This is a genomic window from Nocardiopsis sp. iso_40 (genome assembly GCF_056173285.1).
Window position 1 is genome coordinate 4,042,020 of the sequence record NZ_CM149666.1, and the last position, 24,671, is coordinate 4,066,690.

19 protein-coding genes are annotated in these 24,671 nt (G+C 71.5%); 2 read left to right on the forward strand and 17 right to left on the reverse strand.

Annotation, left to right across the window (positions count from 1 at the left end):
• Positions 1 to 6 precede the first annotated feature (6 nt).
• A complete protein-coding gene (gene gltB, locus AC0VYD_RS17595) occupies positions 7 to 4,563 on the reverse strand; it encodes a glutamate synthase large subunit (RefSeq protein WP_475476605.1) in 4,557 nt (1,518 codons plus the stop codon).
• A 588-nt stretch (positions 4,564 to 5,151) separates the two neighbouring features.
• On the opposite strand from gltB, the gene AC0VYD_RS17600 reads away from it, so the two are divergent.
• Positions 5,152 to 6,930, forward strand: a complete 1,779-nt coding sequence (locus tag AC0VYD_RS17600; RefSeq protein ID WP_475476606.1) for a bis-aminopropyl spermidine synthase family protein — start codon at positions 5,152 to 5,154, stop codon at positions 6,928 to 6,930.
• A gap of 109 nt (positions 6,931 to 7,039) precedes the next feature.
• On the opposite strand, the gene AC0VYD_RS17605 is transcribed toward AC0VYD_RS17600, so the two are convergent.
• The 13 genes from AC0VYD_RS17605 to hisI form a co-directional block, all read right to left on the reverse strand.
• A complete protein-coding gene (locus AC0VYD_RS17605) occupies positions 7,040 to 8,086 on the reverse strand; it encodes a hypothetical protein (protein ID WP_475476607.1) in 1,047 nt (348 codons plus the stop codon).
• A 159-nt stretch (positions 8,087 to 8,245) separates the two neighbouring features.
• Positions 8,246 to 9,421, reverse strand: coding sequence for a hypothetical protein (locus tag AC0VYD_RS17610; RefSeq protein ID WP_475476608.1), 1,176 nt, complete (start codon positions 9,419 to 9,421; stop codon positions 8,246 to 8,248).
• Positions 9,422 to 9,524: 103 nt separating this feature from the next.
• The gene (gene lgt, locus AC0VYD_RS17615; RefSeq protein WP_475476609.1) at positions 9,525 to 10,637 is read right to left on the reverse strand and encodes a prolipoprotein diacylglyceryl transferase; all 1,113 of its coding nucleotides are present in this window, start codon (positions 10,635 to 10,637) and stop codon (positions 9,525 to 9,527) included.
• A gap of 55 nt (positions 10,638 to 10,692) precedes the next feature.
• On the reverse strand, positions 10,693 to 11,676 hold the full coding sequence (locus AC0VYD_RS17620) for a DsbA family protein (RefSeq protein WP_475476610.1): 984 nt from the start codon (positions 11,674 to 11,676) through the stop codon (positions 10,693 to 10,695).
• Positions 11,677 to 11,730: 54 nt separating this feature from the next.
• A complete protein-coding gene (locus AC0VYD_RS17625) occupies positions 11,731 to 12,255 on the reverse strand; it encodes a MauE/DoxX family redox-associated membrane protein (protein WP_475476611.1) in 525 nt (174 codons plus the stop codon).
• Positions 12,256 to 12,667: 412 nt separating this feature from the next.
• Positions 12,668 to 13,480, reverse strand: a complete 813-nt coding sequence (trpA, locus tag AC0VYD_RS17630; RefSeq protein ID WP_475476612.1) for a tryptophan synthase subunit alpha — start codon at positions 13,478 to 13,480, stop codon at positions 12,668 to 12,670.
• The gene (gene trpB / locus AC0VYD_RS17635; protein WP_191272233.1) at positions 13,480 to 14,697 is read right to left on the reverse strand and encodes a tryptophan synthase subunit beta; all 1,218 of its coding nucleotides are present in this window, start codon (positions 14,695 to 14,697) and stop codon (positions 13,480 to 13,482) included. Before trpB ends, trpA begins: the two co-directional genes overlap by 1 nt.
• A gap of 238 nt (positions 14,698 to 14,935) precedes the next feature.
• Positions 14,936 to 15,742 carry an indole-3-glycerol phosphate synthase TrpC gene (trpC, locus tag AC0VYD_RS17640; RefSeq protein WP_191272235.1) on the reverse strand — a complete coding sequence of 269 codons (807 nt, stop codon included), beginning with the start codon at positions 15,740 to 15,742 and terminating at the stop codon, positions 14,936 to 14,938.
• A gap of 171 nt (positions 15,743 to 15,913) precedes the next feature.
• On the reverse strand, positions 15,914 to 16,420 hold the full coding sequence (locus tag AC0VYD_RS17645) for a DUF2752 domain-containing protein (protein ID WP_475476613.1): 507 nt from the start codon (positions 16,418 to 16,420) through the stop codon (positions 15,914 to 15,916).
• A gap of 154 nt (positions 16,421 to 16,574) precedes the next feature.
• Positions 16,575 to 17,060: a CD225/dispanin family protein gene (locus AC0VYD_RS17650; protein ID WP_475476614.1), complete on the reverse strand. Its 486-nt coding sequence runs from the start codon at positions 17,058 to 17,060 to the stop codon at positions 16,575 to 16,577.
• 219 nt (positions 17,061 to 17,279) lie between these two features.
• On the reverse strand, positions 17,280 to 17,567 hold the full coding sequence (locus tag AC0VYD_RS17655; RefSeq protein WP_475476615.1) for an HGxxPAAW family protein: 288 nt from the start codon (positions 17,565 to 17,567) through the stop codon (positions 17,280 to 17,282).
• Positions 17,567 to 18,235, reverse strand: a complete 669-nt coding sequence (locus AC0VYD_RS17660) for a Trp biosynthesis-associated membrane protein (protein ID WP_475480293.1) — start codon at positions 18,233 to 18,235, stop codon at positions 17,567 to 17,569. Before AC0VYD_RS17660 ends, AC0VYD_RS17655 begins: the two co-directional genes overlap by 1 nt.
• A 44-nt stretch (positions 18,236 to 18,279) precedes the next feature.
• A complete protein-coding gene (gene hisI / locus AC0VYD_RS17665) occupies positions 18,280 to 18,624 on the reverse strand; it encodes a phosphoribosyl-AMP cyclohydrolase (RefSeq protein WP_475476616.1) in 345 nt (114 codons plus the stop codon).
• A 134-nt stretch (positions 18,625 to 18,758) separates the two neighbouring features.
• Here hisI and AC0VYD_RS17670 point away from each other — a divergent pair, with 134 nt between their 5' ends.
• Positions 18,759 to 19,760, forward strand: a complete 1,002-nt coding sequence (locus AC0VYD_RS17670; protein WP_475476617.1) for a sugar isomerase — start codon at positions 18,759 to 18,761, stop codon at positions 19,758 to 19,760.
• A 72-nt stretch (positions 19,761 to 19,832) separates the two neighbouring features.
• On the opposite strand, the gene AC0VYD_RS17675 is transcribed toward AC0VYD_RS17670, so the two are convergent.
• The 3 genes from AC0VYD_RS17675 to AC0VYD_RS17685 all read right to left on the reverse strand — a co-directional run bounded on the left by AC0VYD_RS17675 (position 19,833) and on the right by AC0VYD_RS17685 (position 24,670).
• Positions 19,833 to 21,680: an ABC transporter ATP-binding protein gene (locus AC0VYD_RS17675; RefSeq protein ID WP_475476618.1), complete on the reverse strand. Its 1,848-nt coding sequence runs from the start codon at positions 21,678 to 21,680 to the stop codon at positions 19,833 to 19,835.
• Entirely contained in the window at positions 21,677 to 23,698 is a 2,022-nt protein-coding gene (locus AC0VYD_RS17680) for an ABC transporter ATP-binding protein (protein ID WP_475476619.1), read from the reverse strand. The genes AC0VYD_RS17675 and AC0VYD_RS17680 overlap by 4 nt, the downstream gene beginning before the upstream one ends.
• A gap of 267 nt (positions 23,699 to 23,965) precedes the next feature.
• Positions 23,966 to 24,670, reverse strand: coding sequence for a peptidoglycan-binding domain-containing protein (locus AC0VYD_RS17685; RefSeq protein WP_475476620.1), 705 nt, complete (start codon positions 24,668 to 24,670; stop codon positions 23,966 to 23,968).
• Between the last annotated feature and the right edge of the window lies 1 nt (position 24,671).

Genomic DNA, 24,671 nt, shown 5'->3' on the forward strand with positions numbered 1-24,671 from the left:
CTGACTTCAGGACTGCGCGGAGGCCATCACGGCCTCGTCGACGTCGCGGCCCTCGCGTTCGGCCTCGGCCTGGGCGAGGAGGACGCGCTTGAAGTCGCGCGGCATGACCTTGGCGATGCGGTCGAGTCCCTTGTCGCCCTCGGCCAGGAGGCGTTCGGCGACGGTGGAGCCGGTTTCGGCGTGGTGGCGGGTGAGGACGCCGGTGAGGAACTCGCGGTCCTCGTCGGTGAGTGCCTCGATCTCGACCATCTCGCCGTTGACGCGTTCGCTGTCCAGGTCGAGGACGTAGGCGATACCGCCGGACATGCCCGCCGCGAAGTTGCGTCCGATGCGGCCGAGGATGACGGCGCGGCCACCGGTCATGTACTCGCAGCCGTGGTCGCCGATGCCCTCGACGACGGCGAGGGCGCCGGAGTTGCGGACGCAGAAGCGTTCGCCGACGATGCCGCGGAGGAGGATCTCGCCGGAGGTGGCACCGTAGCCGATGACGTTGCCGGCGATGATGTGGTCCTCGGCGACCAGTGTGGAACTGGCGGCGGGGCGGACGATGACGCGGCCGCCGGACAGGCCCTTGCCGACGTAGTCGTTGGCGTCGCCGGACAGGCGCAGGGTGATGCCCCTGGGCACGAAGGCGCCGAAGGACTGTCCCGCGGATCCGGTGAAGGACACGTCGATGGTGTTGTCGGGGAGGCCGGTGGCGCCGTAGCGCTTGGTGACCTCGTGGCCGAGCATGGTGCCGACGGTGCGGTTGACGTTGCGGACGGGGAGTTCGAGCCTGACCGGCTGGCCGAAGTCGAGGGCGCCCTCGCTGAGCTGGATGAGGGTGTTGTCCAGGGCCTTTTCGAGGCCGTGGTCCTGTCCGCGCTGCCGGGACCGGTGGTCGCCGGCGATGGGCTCGACCTCGTGCAGGATCGGCGACAGGTCCAGGCCCTGGGCCTTCCAGTGGTCGACGGCGTCGGTGGTGTCGAGCAGGTCGACGGCGCCGATGGCCTCGTCGAGGCTGCGGAAGCCGAGCTGGGCGAGGTACTCGCGGACCTCCTGGGCGATGAACTCGAAGAAGTTCACCACGTACTCGGCCTTGCCGGAGAACCGCTCGCGCAGTTCGGGGTTCTGGGTGGCCACGCCCACGGGGCAGGTGTCGAGGTGGCAGACGCGCATCATGACGCAGCCGGAGACGACGAGGGGTGCGGTGGCGAAACCGTACTCCTCGGCGCCGAGCAGGGCGGCGACGACGACGTCGCGGCCGGTCTTCATCTGGCCGTCGGCCTGGACGACGATGCGGTCGCGCAGTCCGTTGAGCAGCAGGGTCTGCTGGGTCTCGGCGAGGCCGAGCTCCCAGGGGGTGCCCGCGTGCTTGAGGGAGTTGAGCGGTGAGGCGCCGGTGCCCCCGTCGTGGCCGGAGATGAGGACGACGTCGGCGTGTGCCTTGGACACACCGGTGGCGACGGTGCCCACACCCGCTTCGGAGACCAGCTTGACGTGGACCCGGGCGGACGGGTTCGCGTTCTTGAGGTCGTGGATGAGCTGGGCGAGGTCCTCGATGGAGTAGATGTCGTGGTGGGGCGGCGGGGAGATGAGCCCGACGCCGGGGGTGGAGTGGCGGGTGTTGGCCACCCACGGGTAGACCTTGTGGCCGGGCAGCTGGCCGCCTTCGCCCGGCTTGGCGCCCTGGGCCATCTTGATCTGGATGTCGTCGGCGTTGCTGAGGTAGTGCGAGGTGACGCCGAAGCGGCCGGAGGCGACCTGCTTGATGGCGCTGCGGCGCAGGTCGCCGTTGGCGTCGGGGGTGAAGCGGGCGGGGTCCTCGCCGCCCTCGCCGGTGTTGGACTTGCCGCCGAGGCGGTTCATCGCGATGGCGAGGGTCTCGTGGGCCTCGGCGGAGATGGAGCCGTAGGACATGGCGCCGGTGGAGAAGCGCTTGACGATCTCGGAGACGGGCTCGACCTCGTCGATGGAGACGGGTTCGCGCACGCCCTCCTTGAGCTGGAAGAGACCGCGCAGGGTCATGAGCTTCTCGGCCTGGTCGTCGACCTTGGAGGTGTACTCCTTGAAGATCTCGTACTTGCGGCTGCGGGTGGAGTGCTGGAGCTTGAAGACCGTCTCGGGGTTGAACAGGTGCGGTTCGCCCTCGCGGCGCCACTGGTACTCGCCGCCGACTTCCAGGCGCCGGTGGGCGCTGGGGTTGGCGGTGTGGGCGCGGCGGTGGCGGATGGCCACCTCTTCGGCGAGGACGTCGAAGCCGACGCCGCCCAGGCGGGAGGTGGTGCCGGTGAAGCAGCGGTCGATGACGTCCTGGCCCAGGCCCAGGGCTTCGAAGATCTGGGCGCCGGTGTAGGAGCTGACCGTGGACACGCCGATCTTGGACATGATCTTCAGGACGCTCTTGCCGAACGCCTTGACGATGTTGGCAACGGCCTGGTCGGCTTCGATGCCGCCGATGACGCCGCGCTCGACGAGGTCGCGGACGGTCTCCAGGGCCAGGTACGGGTTGACCGCGGAGGCGCCGTAGCCGAGGAGGAGGGCCACGTGGTGGGCTTCGCGTACGTCGCCGGCCTCGATGAGCAGGCCGACCTCGGTGCGGGTCTTCTCGCGTACGAGGTGGTGGTGGACGGACCCGGTGAGCAGCAGCGACGGGACGGGTGCCCGGTCGGCGTCGGTGCGGCGGTCGCTGAGGACGAGGATGTGGGCGCCGTCGGCGATGGCCCGGGTGACCTCGGTGTTGATCTCGTCCAGGCGGGTGGACAGGGCGTCGCCGCCGCCGTTGACGGGGTAGGTGCCGTCGACGGTGTAGGTCTTGAGCGCCGGGTTGGTCCGTCCCGCGGCGACGATGGCGGCGAGTTGGGCCTGGTCGACGACCGGAGTGGGCAGGACCAGGCGCTGGGTGTCCCCGGGTGCGGCGTCGAGGATGTTGTGTTCGGCGCCCAGGAGGGTGGACAGGCTGGTGACCATCTCCTCGCGGATGGCGTCCAGCGGCGGGTTGGTGACCTGCGCGAAGTTCTGCGAGAAGTAGTCGAAGAGCTGGCGTGAGCGGTCCGAGAGCGCCGCGACCGGGGTGTCGGTGCCCATGGAGCCGATGGGTTCGGCGCCCGTGCGTGCCATCGGGGTGAGGATGACGCGGAGTTCCTCCTCGGTGTAACCGAAGGCCTGCTGGGCGAGGTTGAGTTCGGTGACCGCGGCGGGTTCGGCGTCGGGGAGGTCGTTCAGGCGCAGGACGCCGGAGTCGATCCACTCCTGGTAGGGGTGTTCGGCGGCGAGGTCGGCCTTGAGCTCCTCGTCCTCGATGATCCGCCCCTGGGCGGTGTCGACGACGAAGATGCGGCCGGGCTGGAGGCGTCCCTTGCGCACGACGGTGGCGGGGTCGATGTCGAGGACGCCGGCCTCGGAGGCGAGGACGACGAGGCCGTCCTCGGTGACCCAGTAGCGCCCGGGGCGCAGGCCGTTGCGGTCCAGGACGGAGCCGACGAGGGTGCCGTCGGTGAAGGACACCGAGGCGGGGCCGTCCCAGGGCTCCATGAGGGTGGAGTGGTACTCGTAGAAGGCCCGGACGGCCGGGTCCATCTCGGTGTGGTTCTCCCAGGGCTCCGGGATCATCATCAGGACCGCGTGCGGCAGGGAGCGGCCGCCCAGGTGCAGGAGCTCCAGGGCGTCGTTGAAGGACGCGGTGTCGGAGTCGTCGGGGTCGACGATGGGGAAGATGCGGTCGAGGTCGCCGGGGATGAGGTCGGTGGCGAGTTTGGCCTCGCGGGACCGCATCATGTTCCGGTTGCCCTTGACCGTGTTGATCTCGCCGTTGTGCGCCACGAAGCGGAACGGGTGGGCCAGGGGCCAGGAGGGGAAGGTGTTGGTGGAGAACCGGGAGTGGACCAGGGCCAGGCCGGAGGCGTAGCGGCGGTCGGACAGGTCCGGGAAGAACGGTTCGAGCTGCGGGGTGGTGAGCATGCCCTTGTAGGCGATGGTGCGCGGGGACAGGCTCGGGAAGTAGACGTCGGTCTCGTGCTCGGCGCGCTTGCGGACGCAGTAGGCGTGGCGCTCGAGGTCGATTCCGGCGAGGCCTTCGGTGGCGGTGCCCTGTCGGCCGGTGATGAAGAGCTGCCCGAAGTAGGGCATGACCTCGCGGGCGGCGGGGCCGCTGTACTGGGGCTCGAAGGGGACCTCGCGCCAGCCGAGCAGGGTCAGGCCCTCGTCCTCGACGATGGCGTTGATCTTCTCGACCGCGGCGGTGCGCTCGGCGGCGTCGGAGGGCAGGAAGCCGATGCCGGTGGCGTAGGCGCCGGCGTCGGGGAGCGGGAAGTCGCAGACCTCGGTGTAGAGCTCGTGCGGGACCTGGGTGAGGATGCCCGCACCGTCACCGTCGTCGGGGTCGGCACCGGAGGCGCCGCGGTGGTCCAGGTTGCGCAGTACGGTCAGCGCCTTCTGCACGATGTCGTGACTACGACGTCCAGTGAGGTCGGCGACGAAGCCCACACCGCAGGCGTCGTGCTCGAATGTGGGGTCGTACAGGCCCTGGGGCGTGGCTTCTGCGTTCGTTCGGACGGACGAACGCCGCACCTGTCCAGCAGGCATCTACCCTCCTGTCGTCTTTGGTCGGCTTCGTGAAAAGCGCATCCGGGACGACATTGGCCCTGCTGCGTGCGTGATGTGGTTGTGTCCGCCCTGGGGGCGGGGTTCCCGGCTGTGCGGGTGCTCGTCCGGTCACCGTGTCGCGTTCACGTCTTCGTGTCGCCGGTGGTGGGCGGGCTGCCCGCTGCGGGCAGGTTCTCTTATACATGCTGGTCCAGCCTCGATGCGAATCGTAGGTCTAGACCAGGTGGCGCCGCGGTGCGCCTTCGGTCGCTGTGTGCCCGTTGTGCCCGTTCCGTGGAAGGTGACACGTGTCCCTCTCGGATTCATGTATCCGATGAGGGCTGGCCTAGCCGGTTTTTCCACGGAGAAACCTAGCTAAACCTCCCAAAGTGGATAAAAGACCAACCGATGGCCGGTTCTTCATCACAGGCACAGGGATTCGGCGCGCCGCGATCCCACATTACCCCGGCGTTAACGCCGCACCCAAGGGGGGAGGAAGGGACACCGGGCGTGATATCCCCCTCATCCCGGATCAACCGCCCTGACCTGCGACACCGGCATCGACCCACAGCGTGGGAGGATCGCGGAATGGCAGGACACCCGACTTCCCACGGCCCGGACGACACCGGAGCCCCCGCCCCCGACGAAGCATCCCGCACCCCCGGCGCCCCGGTTCTGGACACACCCGCCGCGCCCCGCCCCGACGGACACCCGCCGCCCCTCCCCGGCGCCGCGGAGGACTTCCTCCGCGAGTACGGGGCCGACGCGCCGCGGCCCGGGTTCGTCCTGGCGCTGCTCTCCGACGGCCGCTGGTGGAGCGCCAACGACCTGGTGCGGGCCTGCGGTGTCGCCTACGCCGTGGTCTCGTCACTGCTCAAGGCGCTGGAGGCCGCCGGGGAGCTGGTACGCGAACCCGGGGGCGAGCGGTACCGCCTGGTCCGCCCCGACCACTACACCGGCGCGCGCACCCCGGCGCTCGCCGACCCGGTGGCCCACCTGCTCTCCGAGCACCCGCGGGCCGCCGCGGAGCTGGCGCGCGCGGTCGCCGGGGGGCCCGCCTCGGACCTGGACCTGGACCACGTGTCCGCGACCGCCGAGACCGCCCTGCGCCGGGCCCTGTTCCTGGCCACCCGGTTCGACCTGCATCAGCGCACACTGCTGTGTGTGGGCGACCACGACCTGACGTCCCTGGCGCTGGCCCTGGTACAGCCGGAGGCCCGGGTGGAGGTCGTGGACCTGGACGAGCGGGTGCTGGCCCACATCGACGCGGTGGCCCAGAGGCTGGGGCTGCCGGTGCGCACGCACAGCGCCGACCTCCGGCTCGGGCTGCCCGCGACACTGCGCGGGAGCGCCGACCTGGTGTTCACGGACCCGCCCTACACCCCGGACGGGGTGGAGCTGTTCGTGCGGCGCAGCGTGGAGGGGTTGGCCGACCCCAGACGGGGGCGGGTGCTGGTGGCCTACGGGGCCAGTGAGACCACCCCGAAGCTGGCGGCCGCCACCCAGAGCCGGATGGTCCGGTCGGGGCTGCTCATCGAGGCGGTGTGGCCGGACTTCAACCGGTACCTGGGGGCGGAGTCGATCGGTGCCGCCAGTGACCTGTACGTGCTGCGGCCGCTCGCCAGGACCCTGGCCTCCCCCGGCGGCGACGCCGCCCGGGTGTACAGCCAGGGGGTGAACGCCAAGGAGGCACGGGGCGGCCTGGACGCGGAGCGGGCCGCCGCGGTACTGGATCGGATCGCCGAGGAGCGGGGCTCCGGGGCGGACGGAGCCCCCGCACTGGTCGGCGAGTGGCCGCGGGAGGTCTCGAAGGAGGTCCGGGTACGCCTGTCGACGTGGATGGACTCCCCCACGGCCGTCGGGACCTGCTCCGTGGTCAACCTCACCGGCGGGTGGGAGCGGCTGGCGGCCCGGGCGGCGCTGGCGTCGACCACCGACGACACCTACGTGCTGGTGCCCTCCTCCTCGCGGTGGGTGCGGGACGAGGCGGGCCAGCGGGAGCTGCGCGCCATGGTGGAGCCGGGGACGCGGGTGCGCTTCCTGCGGGGCCTGGGAGCCCCGGACCTGACCGCGATCCGGTTGACGCGCAACCCGGAGCCGGGCGGGAGCACCGGCCGGTTGCTGGCCCACGTGCAGGGGCGCGCGCACGGAGTGCTGACGACGACGTTGCGGACGGGACTGGTGGAGGCGGCGGCCTGGCGCGGGCGGCCGACGAACAAGCGCACGGCGCGGCACGCGGTGGCTTCGGCACCGGCCTGGTTGGCCGGGCACAGTCTGCTGGACCTGCCCGAGCACCGGTTCTCCGAGCTCCGGGCTCTGGCCTCGGAGCTGGTGGCGCGGGTGGAGGAGTTCCAGGAGCGCAGCTGAGGCCGTGGGTCCGGGCAGCGGGGACGGGCGCGGGGCCGGGGGAGACCCGTCTCTCCCCCGGCCCCGGGTGCGTACCTGCGGCTGCGCCGTTCGGTCCGTGTGCGGTGTCCTACTCTCCGGGGACGCTCTGGTCGCCATCCGTCCCGGGCGCCTCGACCGGCGGGTCCCCGGCCGTTCCCTCCCCGGTTCCCCCGGTACCGACCCCATCGGTACCGGTGGTCCCCTCGGTGCCGGCTCCCTCGGTGCCTTCGTCGGTCTGTGAACCGCCGCCGAGCTCACCGATCCGGCGGAAGAAGGGGTCGCGGAAGTTCGCCAGGGTCACCAGGGGGGTGGCCAGGCTGACGCGCTCCTCGACCGACTCCGAGTCGGTGGGCTGGACCCAGACCACGACGAGGTAGTGGCCGGTGACGATCGCGTCGGCGGAACTGTAACCCGCGCCGAGGCGGTCGAGGGGGGACTCGCCGGAGGGCGGCAGAAGGAATCCGGGGTCCTCGACCGGCTCCGCGGCTTCCTCCTCCGCGGCGCCCTCCTCGGCCTCGGGCAGGTTCAGGGCGTCGGCCACGGCCCGGCTGCCCTCGATGTCGGCCAGGTTGAACACACCCACCACACCGAAGTAGCCGTCCGAGAGGTAGGTGGCGCGGCCCGCCTGGCTGCAGTCCGCGTCGGCCAGGGCCTGCTGGGCCCCAGCACCCCAGACCGCGGCGGAGCAGTCCTCGGTCAGGTCCGAGTCGCGCAGGGTGAAGTCGATGCTCTGGCCGGAGATCTCGGCGTTGTGGCGCTCGAACAGCTCGCCCTCGTTCAGGGGGCGGCTGTCGGCCTCGCGGGAGGCGAGGACCTCGTTCACGTTGCTGGTGTCCCCGGAGTCCTGGACCCGGTACAGGGCCGGCCTGGTCTCCTGGGCCGCCTGTTCCTCGGCGTCCTCTCCGGAGAGTTGGAAGTACAGGACCGCGCCCAGGGCGATCAGCGCCACGACGAGAGCGCCGACCAGGAGGGGCAGCATCCGGCCGAAGCGCTTGGGCTCCTTCTTGCGCCGGCCTCCGCCCCGGCGTCGGCCACCGGCCCGGCCCTGACCGGACTGGGGCGCAAGCTCGTCGGACTCACTGCTTTTCCTCCGGCGGCCCGGCCTGCCAGGCGTCGACGGTTCAGAAGGGGACACCCAAAGGACCTTTCCGTGGATTCGGGCCGGTCACACGAGGTGACCGGCCCGGTTGCGCTCGGGAATCGAGGGGGACCTCGCCCGCCTCTGACGACCCTGGCGGGCGGGCCGATCTGTCCGAGATCCTATCGGGGCGTCCGACAGGGGTGGACAGCCCCGTTACTCCTCTTCCTCCGCGGGCTTGTGCGCGACCACCTCGTCGTAGACGAAGCCGAACGCGCTCTGGGACACCACGCTCGCGGTGGCGATACCGCTGTCGTCCCCGGGCGGGGAACCATCGGTGCTCGCGACCCAGTAAACCGCCAGGTAGTGACCCATGACCTGGGTGGTGGCCTGGCTGTAGCCCTCCTGCAGTCCCTCGACGCCCTCCATCTCCCGGGCCAGCAGGAAGCCGGGCCCGGACTCGGTGTTGGTCGGGTCCAGGGAGGCCGCCACGTCGGTGGCGCCCTCGCTGTCGGAGAGGTCGAACAGGGTCACCTGGGCGATGTAGTCCTCGTCGGCGTCGGTGTAGACACCGGAGGCCGCGTTGAGGCAGTTGGCGTCCAGGAGGCTCTGCCCGAGTTCCTCGCCCCACACCAGGGAGGTGCAGGAGTCGTTGACCTCGGATTCACGCAGTTCGAGTTGCATACCCGCCATGTCGAGTTCCTCGACCGAACCGAAGACGGACTCCTCCGTCATGGGTTCGACGTCCTCGGGGCGTTCGGCGATCGGACCGAACACCTCGGGGTCGTCGGGCTCGAACAGGTACAGCTCGGGTGTGATGGTGCTGTGCCCCTCGGGCGGGGCCGTGATGGTCTCCTCGCCCCCGGCCTCGCTGTTGCCGGACCCGGTGAGGAGCTGGTGGATCAGCAGTCCCAGGAGGGCGACCAGGGCGATGCTGAAGGCGCCCAGCAGTACGGCGAGCACGGCGGTGCCGCGCTTGCGCTTGCTCTGCTCGGCCAGGGTGTAGACGATCTGGTTGGGCCGGTCCCCGAGGACCGACACCCTCTTGATCGCGGACGCGGAGAAGGCGGAGACACGTCCCACGCTCTTCCTGTCCCTGCGCCGCCCCTGACGGCCCGCGGTACGGCCGGCCTCCTGGGCCCTGCCCTCCTCCTCGCCCCGGGCCTCTTCGTACCCGGCGTCGGAGGTCTCGTCGTAGTCGTCGTGACCGCCCCCGGTCCGGGTGTGGGTGTGACCGTAGTCGGCGGAGAAGTCCTCCTCCGGGTCGTACTGGTCTCCGTACCCGTCCTCGGGGCCGCGGTCGTCGACGTGCTCCTCGGTGTGGACGCTCCGGGCGCGGCGGGATCCGCCGCGCCGACGTCTGCGGCCGTAACCGGACTCGGCTCTGCTCACGGTCTTTCTCAATCGTCAACCCGTGGTCTGCTCGACAGGTGCGGGGAACGCCGTACGGCGCCGTCGGCCACGGGCCGGCGCGCCACGGTTCGGTGTCCCCGCGCTACTCGGGCTTCGACCGGGAGTCGTCCCCGGTACCGTCGGCACCGTCCTCCGTCGAGCCCTCGCTACTAGATCGCTCAGGGCTCGGGTGGTATTCCGTGCCGACTTCCTCGGAGGAGCCTGTGGCCTGGTCGAACACCGAGTCGTCGGTGTCGACCGCGCTGTAGACGGTGCCTTCGTCGCTGCCGCCGCCATCAGTTGTGTCTCCGAACACCTGGGTTCCGGCGTCGTGTCCGTGGGGGACGACGGCGGTGGAGAAGGAGTCGAGTCGGCGGCCGGCCCAGACGAAGTAGGCGAGGGCGCCGAGGAAGACGGCGATGGAGGTCCAGTTGTTCAGGCGCAGGCCGAAGAAGTCGTTGGCCGGGTCGACGCGCAGGTACTCGATCCAGAACCGGCCGACGCAGTAACCCATGACGTAGAGGGCGAAGAGGCGGCCGCCCTGCAGGGAGTTCTCGAAGCGGCGACCGAGGTAGGCCAGGAGGACGGCCAGGCCCAGGCACCACAGGGACTCGTACAGGAAGGTCGGGTGGTAGGTGGTGACACCGACCTCCATGCCCGCGCGCATGTGGCCCTCGGGGGTGGGGGTGATCTCCACGGCCCACGGCAGGTCGGTGGGGCGGCCGAACAGTTCCTGGTTGAAGTAGTTGCCCCAGCGGCCGATGGCCTGGGCGAGGGGGATGGTGGGCGCGATCGCGAAGGAGAGCTTGGACATCGACAGTCCGCGCTTGCGGGCGACCAGCCACACGCCGACGGCGCCCATGGGGACGGCACCCCAGATGCCCAGGCCGCCGTTCCAGATGTAGAGGGCCTGGATGGGTTCCTTGCCCTCGCCGAAGTACAGTTGCGCGTCACTGATGACGTGGTAGAGGCGGCCGCCGACCAGACCCAGGATCACGGCCCACACGGCCATGTCCATGATGGTTCCGGGCTCGCCCCCCATCGCCTTCCAGCGGCGCTCGCTCCAGAAGACCGCGACGACGACCCCGGCGAGGATGCACAGGGCGTAGAAGTGGATCTCCAGCGGTCCGATGGGGATCGAGTTGACCTGGGGGCTGGGAATGGCCGCGAGGGCGCGGCCGAGCCCGGCCGCGCCCTCGGAAGCTGTCGACGACAATGTCACTGCTCTGCTCTCGGGTTCGCCCCGCGTGCGGGGGGTCTGTTCAGGGGATCTACTCGGGGTCACCCCCGTCGCCGTCGCCCATGGGCTGGGTGTCGACCTCGCCCTCGTCCGCGGAGGCGATGGCCTCGGTCAGGCCCCTGGTGGTCATGGCGCTGTTGTTGTCGAGCAACTCGCCATTGATGTAGACGGAAGGGGTACCGCGGAACATGTTGTCTCCGCTGTAGCGAGTGTAGGCGTTTCCGGTGGCGTCGATGATCTCGCCCGTGTAGGTCCCGTCCAGGAACTCGGGGTCGTGCCCGTTGCCCTCCCCCCAGTTGATGAGGTCGGTCAGGACCATGGTGCCGAGGGTCTCCTCGCCGATCTGTTCGGTGGCGTCGGCGGTGAGTTCGGGCAGGAACTCCTCGACGAACCGGGTGACGACGGCGGCCTCGGCCTCGACGCGCGCGTCGAACTCGGCGGCCTGTTCCTCGTCGGCCCCGGTCTCGCGGAACCACTCCTTGAGTTCGTCGACCGTGAAGCCCTCGTTGCCCTCGGTGGGCTGGTGCTCGAAGAGCTTGTCGTTGAACTCGACGAAGACGCCGTGGTCGGCCGCGGCGCGGGCGGCGGCGCCCCCGCGGAGCGAGTTGGAGCTGATCGGGGCGGGTTGCTGGGCGAAGATGCTGACCGGCCGGTAGTGGACGATGGCGTTGCCCTCGGCGGCCTGTTCCTTGAGCACGTCGCCGTTGAGGAGTTCGAACTGGCGGCAGGCGGGGCACTGGTAGTCGGCGTAGACCTCGACCACGGGAGCGGAGACGCCCTCGTCGGCCATCACGACGCTGCCGTCCTCCTGCAGGGTCCGGTCGGCGAGCGGGCCGTCGTAGCCGTCGCTCCGGTCGGCGTTGAGGATCGCGTAGCCGATACCGACGATGAGCAGGACCACGGCCGCTGCGGCGCCGACGACGATGAGGGTCCGATTGCGTTTGGCGGCCTTCTTCTCCTTCTCCCGCTGCTGCCTGAGTTTCTCGCGGGAGCGCTTGCGCGCTTCACTCCCCATGGTTTTCCTCTGTTCCTGACTTCTGGAGGTGGTCGGCCGTCGTCCTGGTCGGTGTCACCGGAAGAGCCCGAGGACGCGGTCGAGGGCGAAGGGGGACCGGGGCCAGAGGGCGATGAATGCGCCCATGGCTCCGAAGGCGATGTCCCGTGCGATGGAGAGCCCGTAGCTGGTCTCCCCCGGGTCGACCTGGCCTCCGCCGCCGAAGCAGCCGCAGTCGATGTTCAGTCCGCGGGCCATCGCGGAGAAGATCCCGGCGATGAAGACGATCATGAGGAGGGTGCTGACGGCGCCGACGTACCGGGTGGCCAGGCCGACGAGGAGGAGCAGGGCCAGGGCGAGCTCGAAGAGCGGGAGGGTGTACCCGATGAGTTGGGCGAGGTCCTCGGGGAAGAGGTCGTAGGCCTCGACCGCCTGGACGGAGAGGGCGGGAGGGAACTTGGTGACGGCGGCGGTGACGAGGACGGCGGCGAGCCCGACCCTGCAGGCGAGGGTGAGCCAGGGCTGGACCCTCTCCCAGCGGGAGGGCGACTGGGAGGCGGGGGTGGCGCCGGTGAGTGTGTCGTCGGGAGTGTCCGTCATCTGGGAGCCTTCGGAAGAGGGGATCGGTCGCCCGGGGACATGGCTTCGGGTGCACGCGCCGTCGCCCTGGGTGTCGAAACAAAGCCTACTGTGTGTAGTGCACCTGTGACACTGGGCCCGGGTTCTCGGGACGGGCCGGGCAGTGCCCCGACGGGTCGAGGCCTTGCCATCACACCACCGAATCGCCTCCCCCGCAGCAGGTTCGACCGTTTTCGGGGGTGGATCTCACCCGATTCTCACGCTCTTAACCTTGTGCTTGACCGGCCCCCGCGCTTGTCCGCGAACACACGGGCGGTGGGCCGCCCTGGAAGGGCGACCCACCGCCGGACCCGGGGATCGGGGTCTCGAAGGTCCCGGAGCGCACGGGCCCCGGCCCCCGTTTCCGGGGACCGGGGCCCGTGGCCGGTTCGTGTTACCGGGAGCGGACCCCCGCGGCCAGTTCCTCGGCGAAGGAGCGGACCGCGATGAGCCCGGTCTCCAGGTCCGGTGCGTCCAGGATCCGCTGGCAGAACCCGGCGCCCACGATGACACCGTCGGCGTAGGCGGCGACCTCGGCCGCCTGTGCGGCGGTCGAGATCCCCAGGCCCACGCAGATCGGCAGCCCCGAGTCGCGGGTGACCTCGCGGGTGCGGCGCACCAGGGTCTCCGCGGTGTCGGCGACCTGGGCCCGGGTACCGGTGACGCCCATGAGCGAGGCCGCGTACACGAACCCGCTGCACGCACCGGTGGTGAGCTCCAGCCGCCGGTCCGTGGAGGAGGGCGCGACGAGGAAGATCCGGTCCAGGCCGGCCCGGTCGGAGGCGGCGTACCAGTCCTGGGCCTCCTCCGGGATGAGGTCCGGGGTGATGACCCCGGCGCCGCCGGCCTTGGCCAGCCCGGTGGCGAAGCGCTCGACGCCGTACCGCTCGATCGGGTTCCAGTAGGACATGACGAGGGCGGCCGCTCCGGTGGCGGCGGTGGCCTCCACGACCCGGAAGACGTCCTCGGTGGTGGTGCCCGAGGCCAGCGCCCGGTCCGCGGCGCGCTGGATGGTGGGGCCGTCCATCATGGGGTCGGAGTAGGGCAGCCCGACCTCGATGACGTCGCAGCCGCCCTCGACCATGGCCTCGATGACCCTGATCGAGGACTCCACGTCGGGGAACCCCGCGGGCAGGTAGCCGACGAGCGCGGCGCGGTCGGCCTCCCGGGCCCGGGCCAGCTTGGTCTGCAGTGTGGTCGCGGCCATCACGCCTGTCCCTCCGAGTCGATGAGGCCGAAGTAGGCGGCCGCGGTGTTGACGTCCTTGTCTCCGCGCCCGGAGAGGTTCACCAGGATGACGGCCCCGGGTCCGAGCCGCTTGCCGAGCCTGAGGGCTCCGGCCAGCGCGTGGGCGCTCTCGATGGCGGGGATGATGCCCTCGGTGCGGCAGAGCAGCCGGAAGGCGTCCATGGCCTCGGCGTCGGTGACGGGCTCGTAGGTCGCCCGGCCGGTGTCGGCGAGGTGGGCGTGCTCGGGGCCCACCGCGGGGTAGTCGAGTCCGGCGGAGATGGAGTGGCTGGGCAGGGTCTGGCCGTACTCGTCCTGGAGGACGAAGGTGCGGGCCCCGTGGAAGACGCCGTGGCTGCCGGCGGTGATGGAGGCGGCGGTGCGGCCGGTGTCGGCGCCCTCTCCCCCGGCCTCGAAGCCGTACAGGGCGACGCTCTCGTCGGGGATGAAGGCGGCGAAGATCGCGATGGCGTTGGAGCCGCCGCCGACGCAGGCCGTGACCGCGTCGGGGAGCTTCCCGGTGAGTTCGAGGACCTGTTCGCGGGCCTCCGCACCCACGGTGAAGTGCAGGTCGCGTACGAGCTTGGGGAAGGGGTGCGGTCCGGCCGCGGTCCCGAACAGGTAGTGGGTGTGGTCGACGTTGGCCACCCAGTCGCGGAAGGTCTCGTTGATGGCGTCCTTGAGGGTCCGGCTGCCGATGGTGACCGGGACGACCTCGGCGCCGAGCATCTGCATCCGGGCGACGTTGAGCGCCTGGCGCTGGGTGTCCTCCTCGCCCATGTAGATGACGCAGTCCAGGCCCATCAGGGCGCAGGCGGTGGCGGTGGCCACGCCGTGCTGCCCGGCCCCGGTCTCGGCGATGACACGGGTCTTGCCCATCCGCTTGGCGAGCAGCGCCTGGCCCAGGACGTTGTTGATCTTGTGCGAACCGGTGTGGTTGAGGTCCTCGCGCTTGAGGAGGATACGCGCGCCGCCCGCGTGCTCGGAGAGGTTGTGGGCCTCGGTCAGGAGGCTGGGCCGGCCGGCGTAGCCCTTGAGGAGCTCGTCGAACTCGGCGCGGAAGGCGGGGTCGTCCTTGGCCTTGTCCCACTCGGCCTCGACCTCGTCGAGGGCGGCGATGAGGGCCTCGGGTGCGAACCGGCCGCCGAAGCGGCCGTAGTGCCCGTGGGCGTCGGGCACCGGTTGGGCGTGGCTCATGGGAAGTTCTCCTGGGAAGAGGAGGTCGACCGCGGGGTCCCCGGGGCGTCGCGCCGTGGGGCCGCGCGCCGACCGGATGTGCGCCGCCTGGCTCCGGCGGCGCGGTTGGTTCGGGTGAACGCGGCGAGGGGAACCCGCGGGCTGTGCGCCTACGGGCTCCCTAGAGCCATCGGCCGCGGAGCGTGAGCGTGCCGCGGGGCTCCGTGGGTGCCGTAGTCGTTCCCATCGTGGTTCCCCGTCAGTTCCGGTCGCGCAGTGCGGGGTGTGCACCGGCGGTCACCAGGTCGGCGACGGCCTCGCGCGGGTTGCGTCCGCGGACGAGGCTCTCACCGACCAGGACGGCTCCGGCTCCGGCTCCGGCGTAGGCCAGCAGGTCGTGCGGGCCGCGGATACCGGACTCCGCGATTCTGACACGGTCCGCCGGGATGAGGGGTGCGAGCCGGGCGAAGGTGTCCCGGTCGACTTCGAGGGTCTTGAGGTTGCGCGCGTTGACACCGATGACGGTGGCCCCGGCGTCGAGGGCGCGGGCGACCTCCTCCTCGTCGTGTACCTCGACCAGCGGGGTCAGGTCCAGCGAGCGGGCCCGTTCGACCAGGGAGACCAGGGCCTCCTGGGACAGGGCCGCGACGATGAGCAGGATCGCGGAGGCGCCGAAGACGCGGGCCTCCCACAGCTGGTAGGAGCTGACGACGAAGTCCTTGCGCAGCAGCGGGGTGTCGACGGCCTCGTGGACCGTGCGCAGGTCCTCGAGGCTGCCGTTGAACCGGCGCTGCTCGGTGAGCACGCTGATCAGGGTGGCTCCGCCGGCCTCGTAGTCGCGGGCCAGGGCCGCGGGGTCGGTGATGGAGGCGAGCGGCCCCTTGGAGGGGCTGGCCCGCTTGACCTCGGCGATCACGTGGACGCCGGGGCGGCGCAGGGCGGCTTCGGCGTCCTTGGGGACGGGCACCGACTCGGCTTGGGCCTTGAGACGGTCCAGCGGGAGGGCCGCCTGCCGCTGCGCCAGGTCAGCGCGTACTCCGTCGAGGATCTCGTCGAGCACGCTCACCAGTTCTAGCTCCCTCGTCCATGGGTTCGGTTGACGGTGGACGGTCCGGGTTCGGACGCAGTGGGCTGAGCGGACTCGGGTCGCTCGGCTGTCACACCGTGTGCTGGTCATCGTATCCACCCTCGGGCACCGGGAGGCCGCCGCCCCCGTGTCACCACGCCGGTGGAGCAGTCACCACTGCGGAAGGAGCGGGGTCCCGGGCGCGAGGAAGGCGAACCAGGGCAGGTTACGGGCGATCCAGAAGACGACGAAGGCGCCGAGGACCGCCCAGATGAACCAGGTGGGGGTGGGGTCGCGCGGCCGTGTGCGCGGGCGCAGGGTTCCGATCAGCCAGGTGAGGTAGGAGTAGGCCAGGTAGGGCAGCAGCAGGAGCAGCAGCGGGTTCATGCCCAGGGCCCCGGTGACGTCCAGGCGGGTGAGGAGGGCTACGGCCCGCATGGTGCCGCAACCGGGGCAGAAGGTGCCGGTGAGCAGCAGCCAGGGGCAGGTGGGGTAGTTGCCCGGCTCGTTGGGGTCCACGAGGTGGAGGAGGGCCGCCGCGGCCAGTCCCAGGGCACCGAGGGAGAGCGGCCAGGTGACGGGGTGCACCCGCGCGCCGACCGCACCGATCCGGTCGGCCAGGGTGGGTGCCGCGGGCGTGCCCGCCTCTGCGGGGGCGGGGGTCTTGTCGTGCTGCACGGAGCCGAGCCTACCTTCGGGGGCGGCGGCGTACGCGAGGGCCCGGAAACGGGTCCGGTTCCGCGCCGTGCGGGGGCGGGGCCGGAAGGCCCTGCCCCTGGTACGGCGGGCCCGCGGGACGGCGGAACCGTGCGCCGGCCCGGTGTCCGGGGTCCTAGGCGGTGAGCATCATGACGCCCATGCCGAGGAACATGAGCAGGTAGAAGACGCAGATCGCAGCGACGATCACGAAGCCGACCAGGCCGATGACGCCGAGGATCCTGGCGGTGCCGGCCGCGGACTCGGCGCCCGCGTAGTCGCCCATCTGCCACCTGTTGTTGACCTGGAGGGCGAAGATCAGGCCGATGATGCCGACGACGCTCACACAGCCGAAGATCCCCAGGATGTTGAACACCAGGTAGTTCTTGGGGGGCTCGCCCACGGGCGGCTGCACGCCGAAGGCGCCGGGCGGCCCGTACGGTCCGGCGGGCCAGCCGTAGTACGGGGCGTGCTGGCCGTATCCCCCCGTGGGAGGTCCGTAGCCGCCGGTGGGCTGACCGTTGCCGTCGGCGGGCGCACCGTGGGGCGCGTCGGGCCAGCCGTGGCCCCCGCCGGGCGGCGGGCCTCCGGGGTTGCCTGGGGGCGGGGGACCGTAACTCATGAGTGCGTGTCTTTCCGGAGGATGACGGGGACGGCGCGACCGGTCCCGGCCGCGCACGGGTCCGGCGGGGACAGGCACGGAACACCGGTTTCCGACGGACCGTGGCCACGGCGCGGCGGACGGCTCGGTGAGGCGAACGTACCTGCCCCGCGGGATTCTCGTCTTTTCCGCGCCGCCTGCCCGTGATGAGCCGCGGGTGTTCAGGGGCGGCGCGGTCGGCTACTGACCGCCCGCGGTCGTGGCCTTGCGGTCCGCCTCCCACTCCTCGCGGGTGGGGGGCACCGGGCGCGGCTCCTTGCGGCCCAGACCGGCCTTCTTCATCACACCGGCGACAACGGCGAGCGCGACGCTGGCGACCAGACCGATGACGGTCCACGTCACGAGGTTTCCACCGGTCATGATGGCAACGGCAGCCACGGTCCACGCCACGATCCAGCTGACGGTGAGGAACCAGGCGGAGACGGTGTTGCCGTGGTCGTCGTGTTCTTCGTGGTGCTCGTCGGCCATCAGTGGTTCTCCTTCGGTTCGGCCCGCCGGTCGGCCGGCGGTGCGGGTTCGGTGTCGTCACCGGGTTCGGCACGGACCGCCGGTTCGGTTCCGGCGGGCGTCCCGCCGCCCGGGGCGGCAAGTGTGGGGTCGTCACCGGCATCCAGCGATTTCCACAGGTCGGCAGGTGTCTGCGCCTGGTGCGGACGCGGTGCGGCGTCCCGATCGTACCGGTTTCCCATGCCGGGCCAGGCAGGGGCACGTATGACCGCGGCCATGCCGCTCAGGACCAGCAGAACGGCACCGACCGCACCCATGGCCGGGCCCAGGGGGAGGATGTCGGGGGCGCCCGCCATCTCCCCGGTTCCGGCCGTGTCGGTGGCGAGTTCGGTGACGGCGCCGGCCAGGGCTTCCGGGCGGGTGGCCGACCAGAGGGCGGTGAACGCGAACACACCGCAGGCCGCCACGAGCGCGCCCACGAGGCGGCGCGCCCAGGAGCGGGCGGCGTACAGGCCCACGATCCCCGCGAGTCCGGCCCAGCCGAGGCCGCTCAGGGCCCCGGTGAGGTCCGCGCCGGTGAGTTCGACCGGGACCGGTGCGACCGGTCCGGGTGAGGCGAGCGTCCCGGTCGCCCACACCCGGCCGGACGAGGCCAGCATGAGTCCGGCACCCGCAGCCATGGCGAGCATGCTGAGGCCGTACTCACGGCGCGGCCCGGAGGGCCGGGTGGAGTTCACAGCAGCCGTCCGGCGTCGAAACACGTGTGGTCGCCGGTGTGACAGGCGGCACCGGTCTGGTCGACGCGGACCAGGAGGGTGTCGCCGTCGCAGTCCAGTGCGACGGACACCACACGCTGGGTGTGCCCGGAGGTGGCGCCCTTGACCCAGTACTCGCCCCGGCTGCGGGACCAGTAGGTGGCGTCACGCGTGGTGAGGGTGCGGTGCAGCGCCTCGTCGTCCATCCAGGCCAGCATGAGGACCTGGCCGGTGTCGTGCTGCTGCACGACGGCGGGGACGAGGCCGTCCGCGTTGCGCTTCAGACGTGCGGCGATGTCCGGGTCGAGGTTGGTGACGCTCATGCACCCAGGTTATGGCCGCCGTCCGAGCGGTGTTCACCGGGTACTGGTTGCCGTCGGCGCCCGTGGGGGCGGACTAGAGTTCGTGCGTCCGTGACATCGCCGTTCCAACGGTTCCGCCAGCCCGGGAGCTTGAATTGACCGCCGAGTACCTGGCCGCCGACCTGGCGGGGAAACCCGCCGCGTTGACCGAGCTCGCCCAGCGCTTTCCGCGCTGGGACCCCTACGCCGCACTGCCGGCGCTGCTGGAGGACGAACCCGCCTCGGTGCGCTTCCTCGGTCTGGGTGCGGCACGGCACGCCTGCGGTGTGGCGGCGGCCCGGCTGCGGCGCGGGGGGATCGCGGCACACACCGACTTCTCCACCTCCACCGAGGAGCCGCCGGCGGGGCCGGAAACGCTCGTGGTGGCGGTGAGCCTGGGCGAGGGCCAGCGGGAACTGCACGCGGTCCTGGACCGCTACGTGGGGCGCTGTCCGGTGATCGTGCTCGCCCCCGACCAGGACGCGGTGGTGGCACGGTACGCGGATCTGCTGGTGCCCCTCCGGGCGGGGGCGGAGCGCGGCGGCCTGGGGTGCCGCGCCTATCAGCACGCCCTGGCGCTGCTGCTGTTGCTGGGGCACCGGTTGGGGGCTCCCCCGGTGGGGGGCAGCGCCAACTTCCCCGGGCTGCTCCGGCGGGCCGCCAACGCCTCCCGGGTGCTGTTGGAGCGCGCACCCGAATGGGTGCCCGAAGCCGCGGAGCTGCTGGACTCCCCGGACGGGGTGCACCTGGTCGCGCCGGCCGAACGCACCGCCTCGGCCGAGCAGGGGGTCCAGGTGCTGCGCCGGGGACCGATCCGGTCCGCGCACGCCGCCGAGACCGGTGAGTGGTCGCACACGGGCCGACACCTGGCCGCGGTGACGGACTACCGGGCGCTGCTGTTCGCCGGCTCCTCCTACGACCAGCGCTTCGCCGAGCACCTGGTCCAACTCCGCGGCGCGTTCGTGGCGGTGGGCCCCACACCGGGCCGGGAACGGGTGCCGGGGGCGGCGCTGACGGTGCGTTACCCGGGTGACGGCGACCCCGACGTGAGCCTGCTGACCGAACCGCTGGTGGCGGAGCTGCTGGCGGCCCACTGGTGGTCCCGCTCGGGGCGGTAGGGGGTACGGGCGGGCAGGGGCGCCCCCTGCGGCTGAGGTGCGGGGGCGCCCCGTGGCCGGTCGGACCGCGGGTCAGGCGGAGGAGCGCACCCAGGAGGCGTACAGGTTCGCGTACACGCCGGGCCGGGCCACGAGTTCGCTGTGCGAACCGCTCTGCACGATCCTGCCGTCGTCGAAGACCAGGACCCGGTCTGCGGCTTCGGCGGTGGACAGGCGGTGCGCGATCGCGACCGAGGTACGGCCGTGGGTCAGCCGGTCCAGGGCGCGCTGGATGCGGACCTCGGTGTGCGGGTCGACGGCCGAGGTGGCCTCGTCCAGGACGAGCAGGTCCGGGTCGGCGATGTAGGCGCGGACCAGGGCGACGAGCTGCCGCTCCCCCGCGGAGAGGGACTCACCCCGCTGGCCGACCGGGGTGTCGAGGCCGTGGGCCAGGCTGCCCAGCCAGTCGGACAGGCCGAGCTCGGTGACGGCCGCCTCCAGTTCGGCGTCGGTGCTCTCCGGGCGGGCGAAGCGGATGTTGTCGCCCAGGGAGCTGTCGAAGAGGAACCCCTCCTGGGGGACCATGACGACGCGGTTGCGCAGTGAGGAGAAGGCGACCTCCCGGAGGTCGGCCCCGTCCAGGCGAACGGTTCCGGACGCGGGGTCCATCAGCCGGGTGAGGAGCTTGACGAAGGTGGTCTTGCCCGAGCCGGTCTCGCCGACGACGGCGACCCTGGTGCCCGGGGTGATCTCGACGTGCACGCGGTCCAGGACGACGGGGCCCTCCGGGTAGGAGTAGGTGACGTCGTCGAACCCGACCCGGACCGGTCCGCGCGGCAGTACCCGCCCGGCCTCTCCGGGGTCGGCGATGTCGGGGACGGTGTCCAGGACGCCGAGGACCCGGCGCCAGCCCGCGATGGCGTTCTGTGCCTCGTTGAAGATCTCGGTGGCCATCATCATCGGTTGGATGAAGAGGGTCATCAGGAACAGGAAGGCGATGAGCTGACCCGCTGTGAGGTCGCCGCCGACGCCCAACCACACGCCGACCAGGACGACCGCGGTGTTGCCGACCGCGGCGACGATCTCGGCGAAGGGTGAGACGGCCATGGACAGGCGCTGGGCGCGGACCTGGGCCCCGCGGGTGGCCAGGACGGTGGTGTCGATCCGGTCGGCGGTCCGCTCCTCGATTCCGTGGGCGCGGATGACGGAGGCGCCCATGACGGTCTCGCCGATGGCGCCGAGCATCTCGCCGGTGCGCTCGCGGACCTTCAGGTAGGCCCGGGAGAGGAGCTTCTGCAGCCAGCGGACACCGAAGAGCAGCGGCAGGAAGCAGAGCCAGACCACGAGGGTGAGCTGCCAGGAGTAGACCGCCATGAGGATGGTGGCGACCAGGAGCTGGCCGGTGCTGACGATCAGGAGCAGGCCGCCCCACTGCATGAAGGTGCTGATCTGGTCGACGTCGCCGGTGACGCGGGAGACCAGGGCGCCCTTGCGCTCGCTGTTCTGGGTGAGCACGGACAGGTCGTGCACGTGCCGGAAGGCCTTGCGGCGCAGGGTCGCCAGACCGGACTCGGTGGCCCGGTAGAGCCGCAGGTTCATCAGGTACGAGCAGACCATGGTGACCACCAGGAGGCCGGCGCAGACCGTCACCATGCGGGTGACGAAGCCCAGGTCGGGGCCGCTGCTCCCGGTGAGTCCGTTGTCGATGATCTGTTGGACCGCGATGGGGACGATGACCTTGCCCGCGGTGGCGACGGCGGCGAAGGCCAGGGTGAGCCAGAGGCCCCTGGCGAACTCGGGGGACAGTTGGAGGCCGCGCTTGATCGTGTCGAGCGCGGAGTCCTCGTTGCGGTGCAGGGAGAGCAGGGGGTCCCGTTCGAGGCTCCGACCGGCCGACCGTTCCGACCTGTCGTCGGTGCGGGCCTGAGTTGGTGTGCTCATCGGCTGGTCTCCTCGGTGGCGTCGGTGTCGTGTCCTCCGGCGGGGCGGTGCGGTTCCGTGGGTCCCGGCTCCTCCGGGATCGGGGTGCGCTCGGCCTCGTTCTCGGCCGAGGCGCGTTCGTAGGCGGTGACGAGCTTGGTGTAGCCGGGTGAGGAGGCCAGGAGTTCGGTGTGGGTGCCGCGGGCCAGGACGCGCCCGCCCTCCATGTAGAGGACCTCGTCCGCCAGTTCGATGGTGGCGCGGCGGTAGGCGACCACGACCACGGTGGCGGCCTCGTCGCGCTCGCTGAGCCCGGCGAGGATCTGGGCTTCGATCTGCGGGTCGACTGCCGAGGTGGCGTCGTCCATGATCAGGAGCCTGGGGCGGCGGACGATGGCGCGGGCCAGGGCCAGGCGCTGGCGCTGGCCACCGGAGAGGGTGGTGCCCTTCTCGCCCAGCCGGGCGTCGAGTCCGCCGTCGAGTTCGGCGATGAAGCCGTCGGCCCGGGCCAGGCGCAGGGCGGCCCAGACCTGGTCGTCGTCGGTCCCGGCCCTGCCGAGGGTGATGTTGTCGCGGACGGTGTCCTCGAAGACGAAGGTCGTCTGGGGTACGAGCGCCGCGTGCTCGGGTACCTGGTCGCGGGCGAGGTCGCGCAGGTCCACACCGTCGTAGGAGACGGTGCCGGTGTCGGGGTCGACCAGCCGCATCAGGACGGTGGTGAGCGTGGACTTGCCCGCTCCGGTGGGGCCGACGAGGGCGACGGTGCGCCCGGGGGCGATGTCGAGGTCGACTCCGTTGAGGACGGTGGTGCGGGCCCCGGTGGTGGTCTCGTCCATCAGGTCGCGGCCGCCGCCGTCGGCGTCGTAGGCGTCGGCGTAGGAGAAGGTGACGCCGTGCGCGCTGAGGGCGAGGCCGCGGGGGGAGGGCTCCAGGGTCCGGTCGCCGTACTCCATGGTCCCGCCGGAGCGGAGGACGGACTGGACGCGGTCCCAGCCGACGACGCTGCGGGGCAGGTCGCCCAGGAGCCATCCGAAGGAGCGGATGGGCATGGTCAGGAGGGTGAAGAGGAAGGCGATCTGGACGAGTTCGCCGGGTTCGACGGCTCCGGTGGACAGGCGCCACATGCCCAGGAGGAGGACGGCGAGGACGCCGAGGTTGGGCAGGGCCTCCATGAAGGGGTCGAACAGGGAGCGCATGCGGCCGACCTGGATGAGGGCGTCGCGCAGGCGGTGGGCGGCATGGGTGAAGCGTTCGGTCTCGGTGTCCTCGCGGCCCAGGGTCTTGACGACGAGGGCGCCGTCGAAGGATTCGTGGGCCACCCCGCTGACCTCGGCCCGCAGGGCCTGGGCGCGGGAGGCCATCGGGGAGACCCGGCGTTGGAAGGAGACGTTGGCGGCGGCCAGGACGGGGAAGACGACGAAGGCGACCAGGGCGAGGACCGGGTCGGTGACGATCATGGCGACGGAGGCGATGATCAGCATGAACACGCTGCCGACGACCATGGGCAGCGGGGCGAGGGGCTGCCAGGCGGCTTCGACGTCGGCGTTGGCGTTGGAGAGCAGTTGGCCGGTGGGGTGCCGGTGGTGCCAGGACAGGGGCAGTTCGAGGTACTTGCGGGCGACGGAGCGCCGGTAGCGGGCCTGCATGCGGAACTGCATGAGTCCGGCGAGGAGGCGTCTGGCGGCCAGGCCCACGGCCTTGCCGAGTCCGACCGCCATCAGCAGGGCGGCCGCGGCGAGCAGGGCGGCCGCGGTGGTCTCACCGGAGGCGAAGGCCGGAAGGATGGTGTGGTCGGTGAGGTAGCCGAGCACGGAGGCGGAGCCGACGGTGACGGCGGCGTGCAGCATGGCTCCGGCGACGGCCGCGAGGAAGATCCACGGTTCGGTGCGGGCGGCGACCACCAGGACGCGCACGCCCCTGGTGAAGACGCCCCTGTGCTGGGGGGTCGCGGGTCGGTCGGCGGTGTCCTCGGTTCCGTTCCCGGGGGGCGGGGCCTCCCCCCGGGTTCCCTGGTCCGCCGTCGTGGTGCCCTGCGCCATACGCCCCCGCTTCCGTTCCGCGGCCGGTCGCTCCGGCCCGGTCAAGCCGCGCTCCGGTCGGCTCCGGGCATACCGAAGGACACGGAGCGCGCGTCGGCCAACCTATCCAGCGGTACCGACAGCTTCCACCGGATTGTTTCAGCGCGGGGCGCATCCGTGCTATTCCGTACAACCCGAACTTCGTCGGGGAGCCGGGGTGTGCACGCGCACGGGCCCGGGGCGCCGCGGTCGGCGCCCCGGGCCCCCGGGGTCGGAGTGGTGCGCCGGCTAGTAGCCGCGAACCGCCTCCGGTTCCCCGGTGTCCTGCGTGTTCTCGGCCGGGGCCTGCTCCGCGGGGGCCTGGGCGGCTCCGGAGCGCGCCTCGCCGGCCTCGTAGGTGATGGACCCCTTGTAGGTCAGGCGGCCGAACGCGCCGTCCACCCCGATCCCGAGCTCCTTCTGGGCCATCTTCACCGCGTCGACCGTGGCCTGGTCGTACAGCGCGCTGCCCGTGTCGAGGTCGGCGTTGAACTTCTCGTTGAGCACCGCCTTGATACCGAGGACCGCGTGGCCGCGGTCGCCGAACCGGTAGGCGTCACTCCGGGTCGGGAAGTGCATGTTCCGGATCTTGATCCAGGTCTGCGACTCCAGGACGCCGTTGACCTCGATGGTCTCCACGCCCCCCTCGAACTCGCGGACCTTCGCCTCCACGTCCTCGGTGAACTCGCGCCCGGGGTTCGGGGTGATGTACCCCAGGTGGCTCATGAAGTGCTGCGCGAACTCGACGTCGACGCTCGGGCCGGGGCTGTCGACCGAGTAGACCGGCCAGGTCCGTGCCTCGATCCGCTCGATGGTCGCCGTCGGGGTGCGTTCGAAGTCGTCCGCGGAGGCGGCCGGGGCGGTGAGGGCCACGCCGCACAGGGCGATGGCTCCGGCCGTGGCCAGGGCGGCGACCCGTCGGGCGAATCCGCTGGTGAGATGGCGTGCAGGCATG

Excerpts from the sequence above, each read along its gene's own strand:
- gltB (WP_475476605.1), bottom strand. The coding sequence starts at position 4,563 with ATGCCTGCTGGACAGGTGCGGCGTTCGTCCGTCCGAACGAACGCAGAA.
- AC0VYD_RS17600 (WP_475476606.1), top strand. The coding sequence starts at position 5,152 with ATGGCAGGACACCCGACTTCCCACGGCCCGGACGACACCGGAGCCCCC.
- AC0VYD_RS17620 (WP_475476610.1), bottom strand. The coding sequence starts at position 11,676 with ATGGGGAGTGAAGCGCGCAAGCGCTCCCGCGAGAAACTCAGGCAGCAG.
- AC0VYD_RS17625 (WP_475476611.1), bottom strand. The coding sequence starts at position 12,255 with ATGACGGACACTCCCGACGACACACTCACCGGCGCCACCCCCGCCTCC.
- trpA (WP_475476612.1), bottom strand. The coding sequence starts at position 13,480 with ATGGCCGCGACCACACTGCAGACCAAGCTGGCCCGGGCCCGGGAGGCC.
- trpB (WP_191272233.1), bottom strand. The coding sequence starts at position 14,697 with ATGAGCCACGCCCAACCGGTGCCCGACGCCCACGGGCACTACGGCCGC.
- AC0VYD_RS17650 (WP_475476614.1), bottom strand. The coding sequence starts at position 17,060 with ATGAGTTACGGTCCCCCGCCCCCAGGCAACCCCGGAGGCCCGCCGCCC.
- AC0VYD_RS17655 (WP_475476615.1), bottom strand. The coding sequence starts at position 17,567 with ATGGCCGACGAGCACCACGAAGAACACGACGACCACGGCAACACCGTC.
- AC0VYD_RS17660 (WP_475480293.1), bottom strand. The coding sequence starts at position 18,235 with ATGCTCGCCATGGCTGCGGGTGCCGGACTCATGCTGGCCTCGTCCGGC.
- hisI (WP_475476616.1), bottom strand. The coding sequence starts at position 18,624 with ATGAGCGTCACCAACCTCGACCCGGACATCGCCGCACGTCTGAAGCGC.
- AC0VYD_RS17675 (WP_475476618.1), bottom strand. The coding sequence starts at position 21,680 with ATGAGCACACCAACTCAGGCCCGCACCGACGACAGGTCGGAACGGTCG.
- AC0VYD_RS17680 (WP_475476619.1), bottom strand. The coding sequence starts at position 23,698 with ATGGCGCAGGGCACCACGACGGCGGACCAGGGAACCCGGGGGGAGGCC.
- AC0VYD_RS17685 (WP_475476620.1), bottom strand. The coding sequence starts at position 24,670 with ATGCCTGCACGCCATCTCACCAGCGGATTCGCCCGACGGGTCGCCGCC.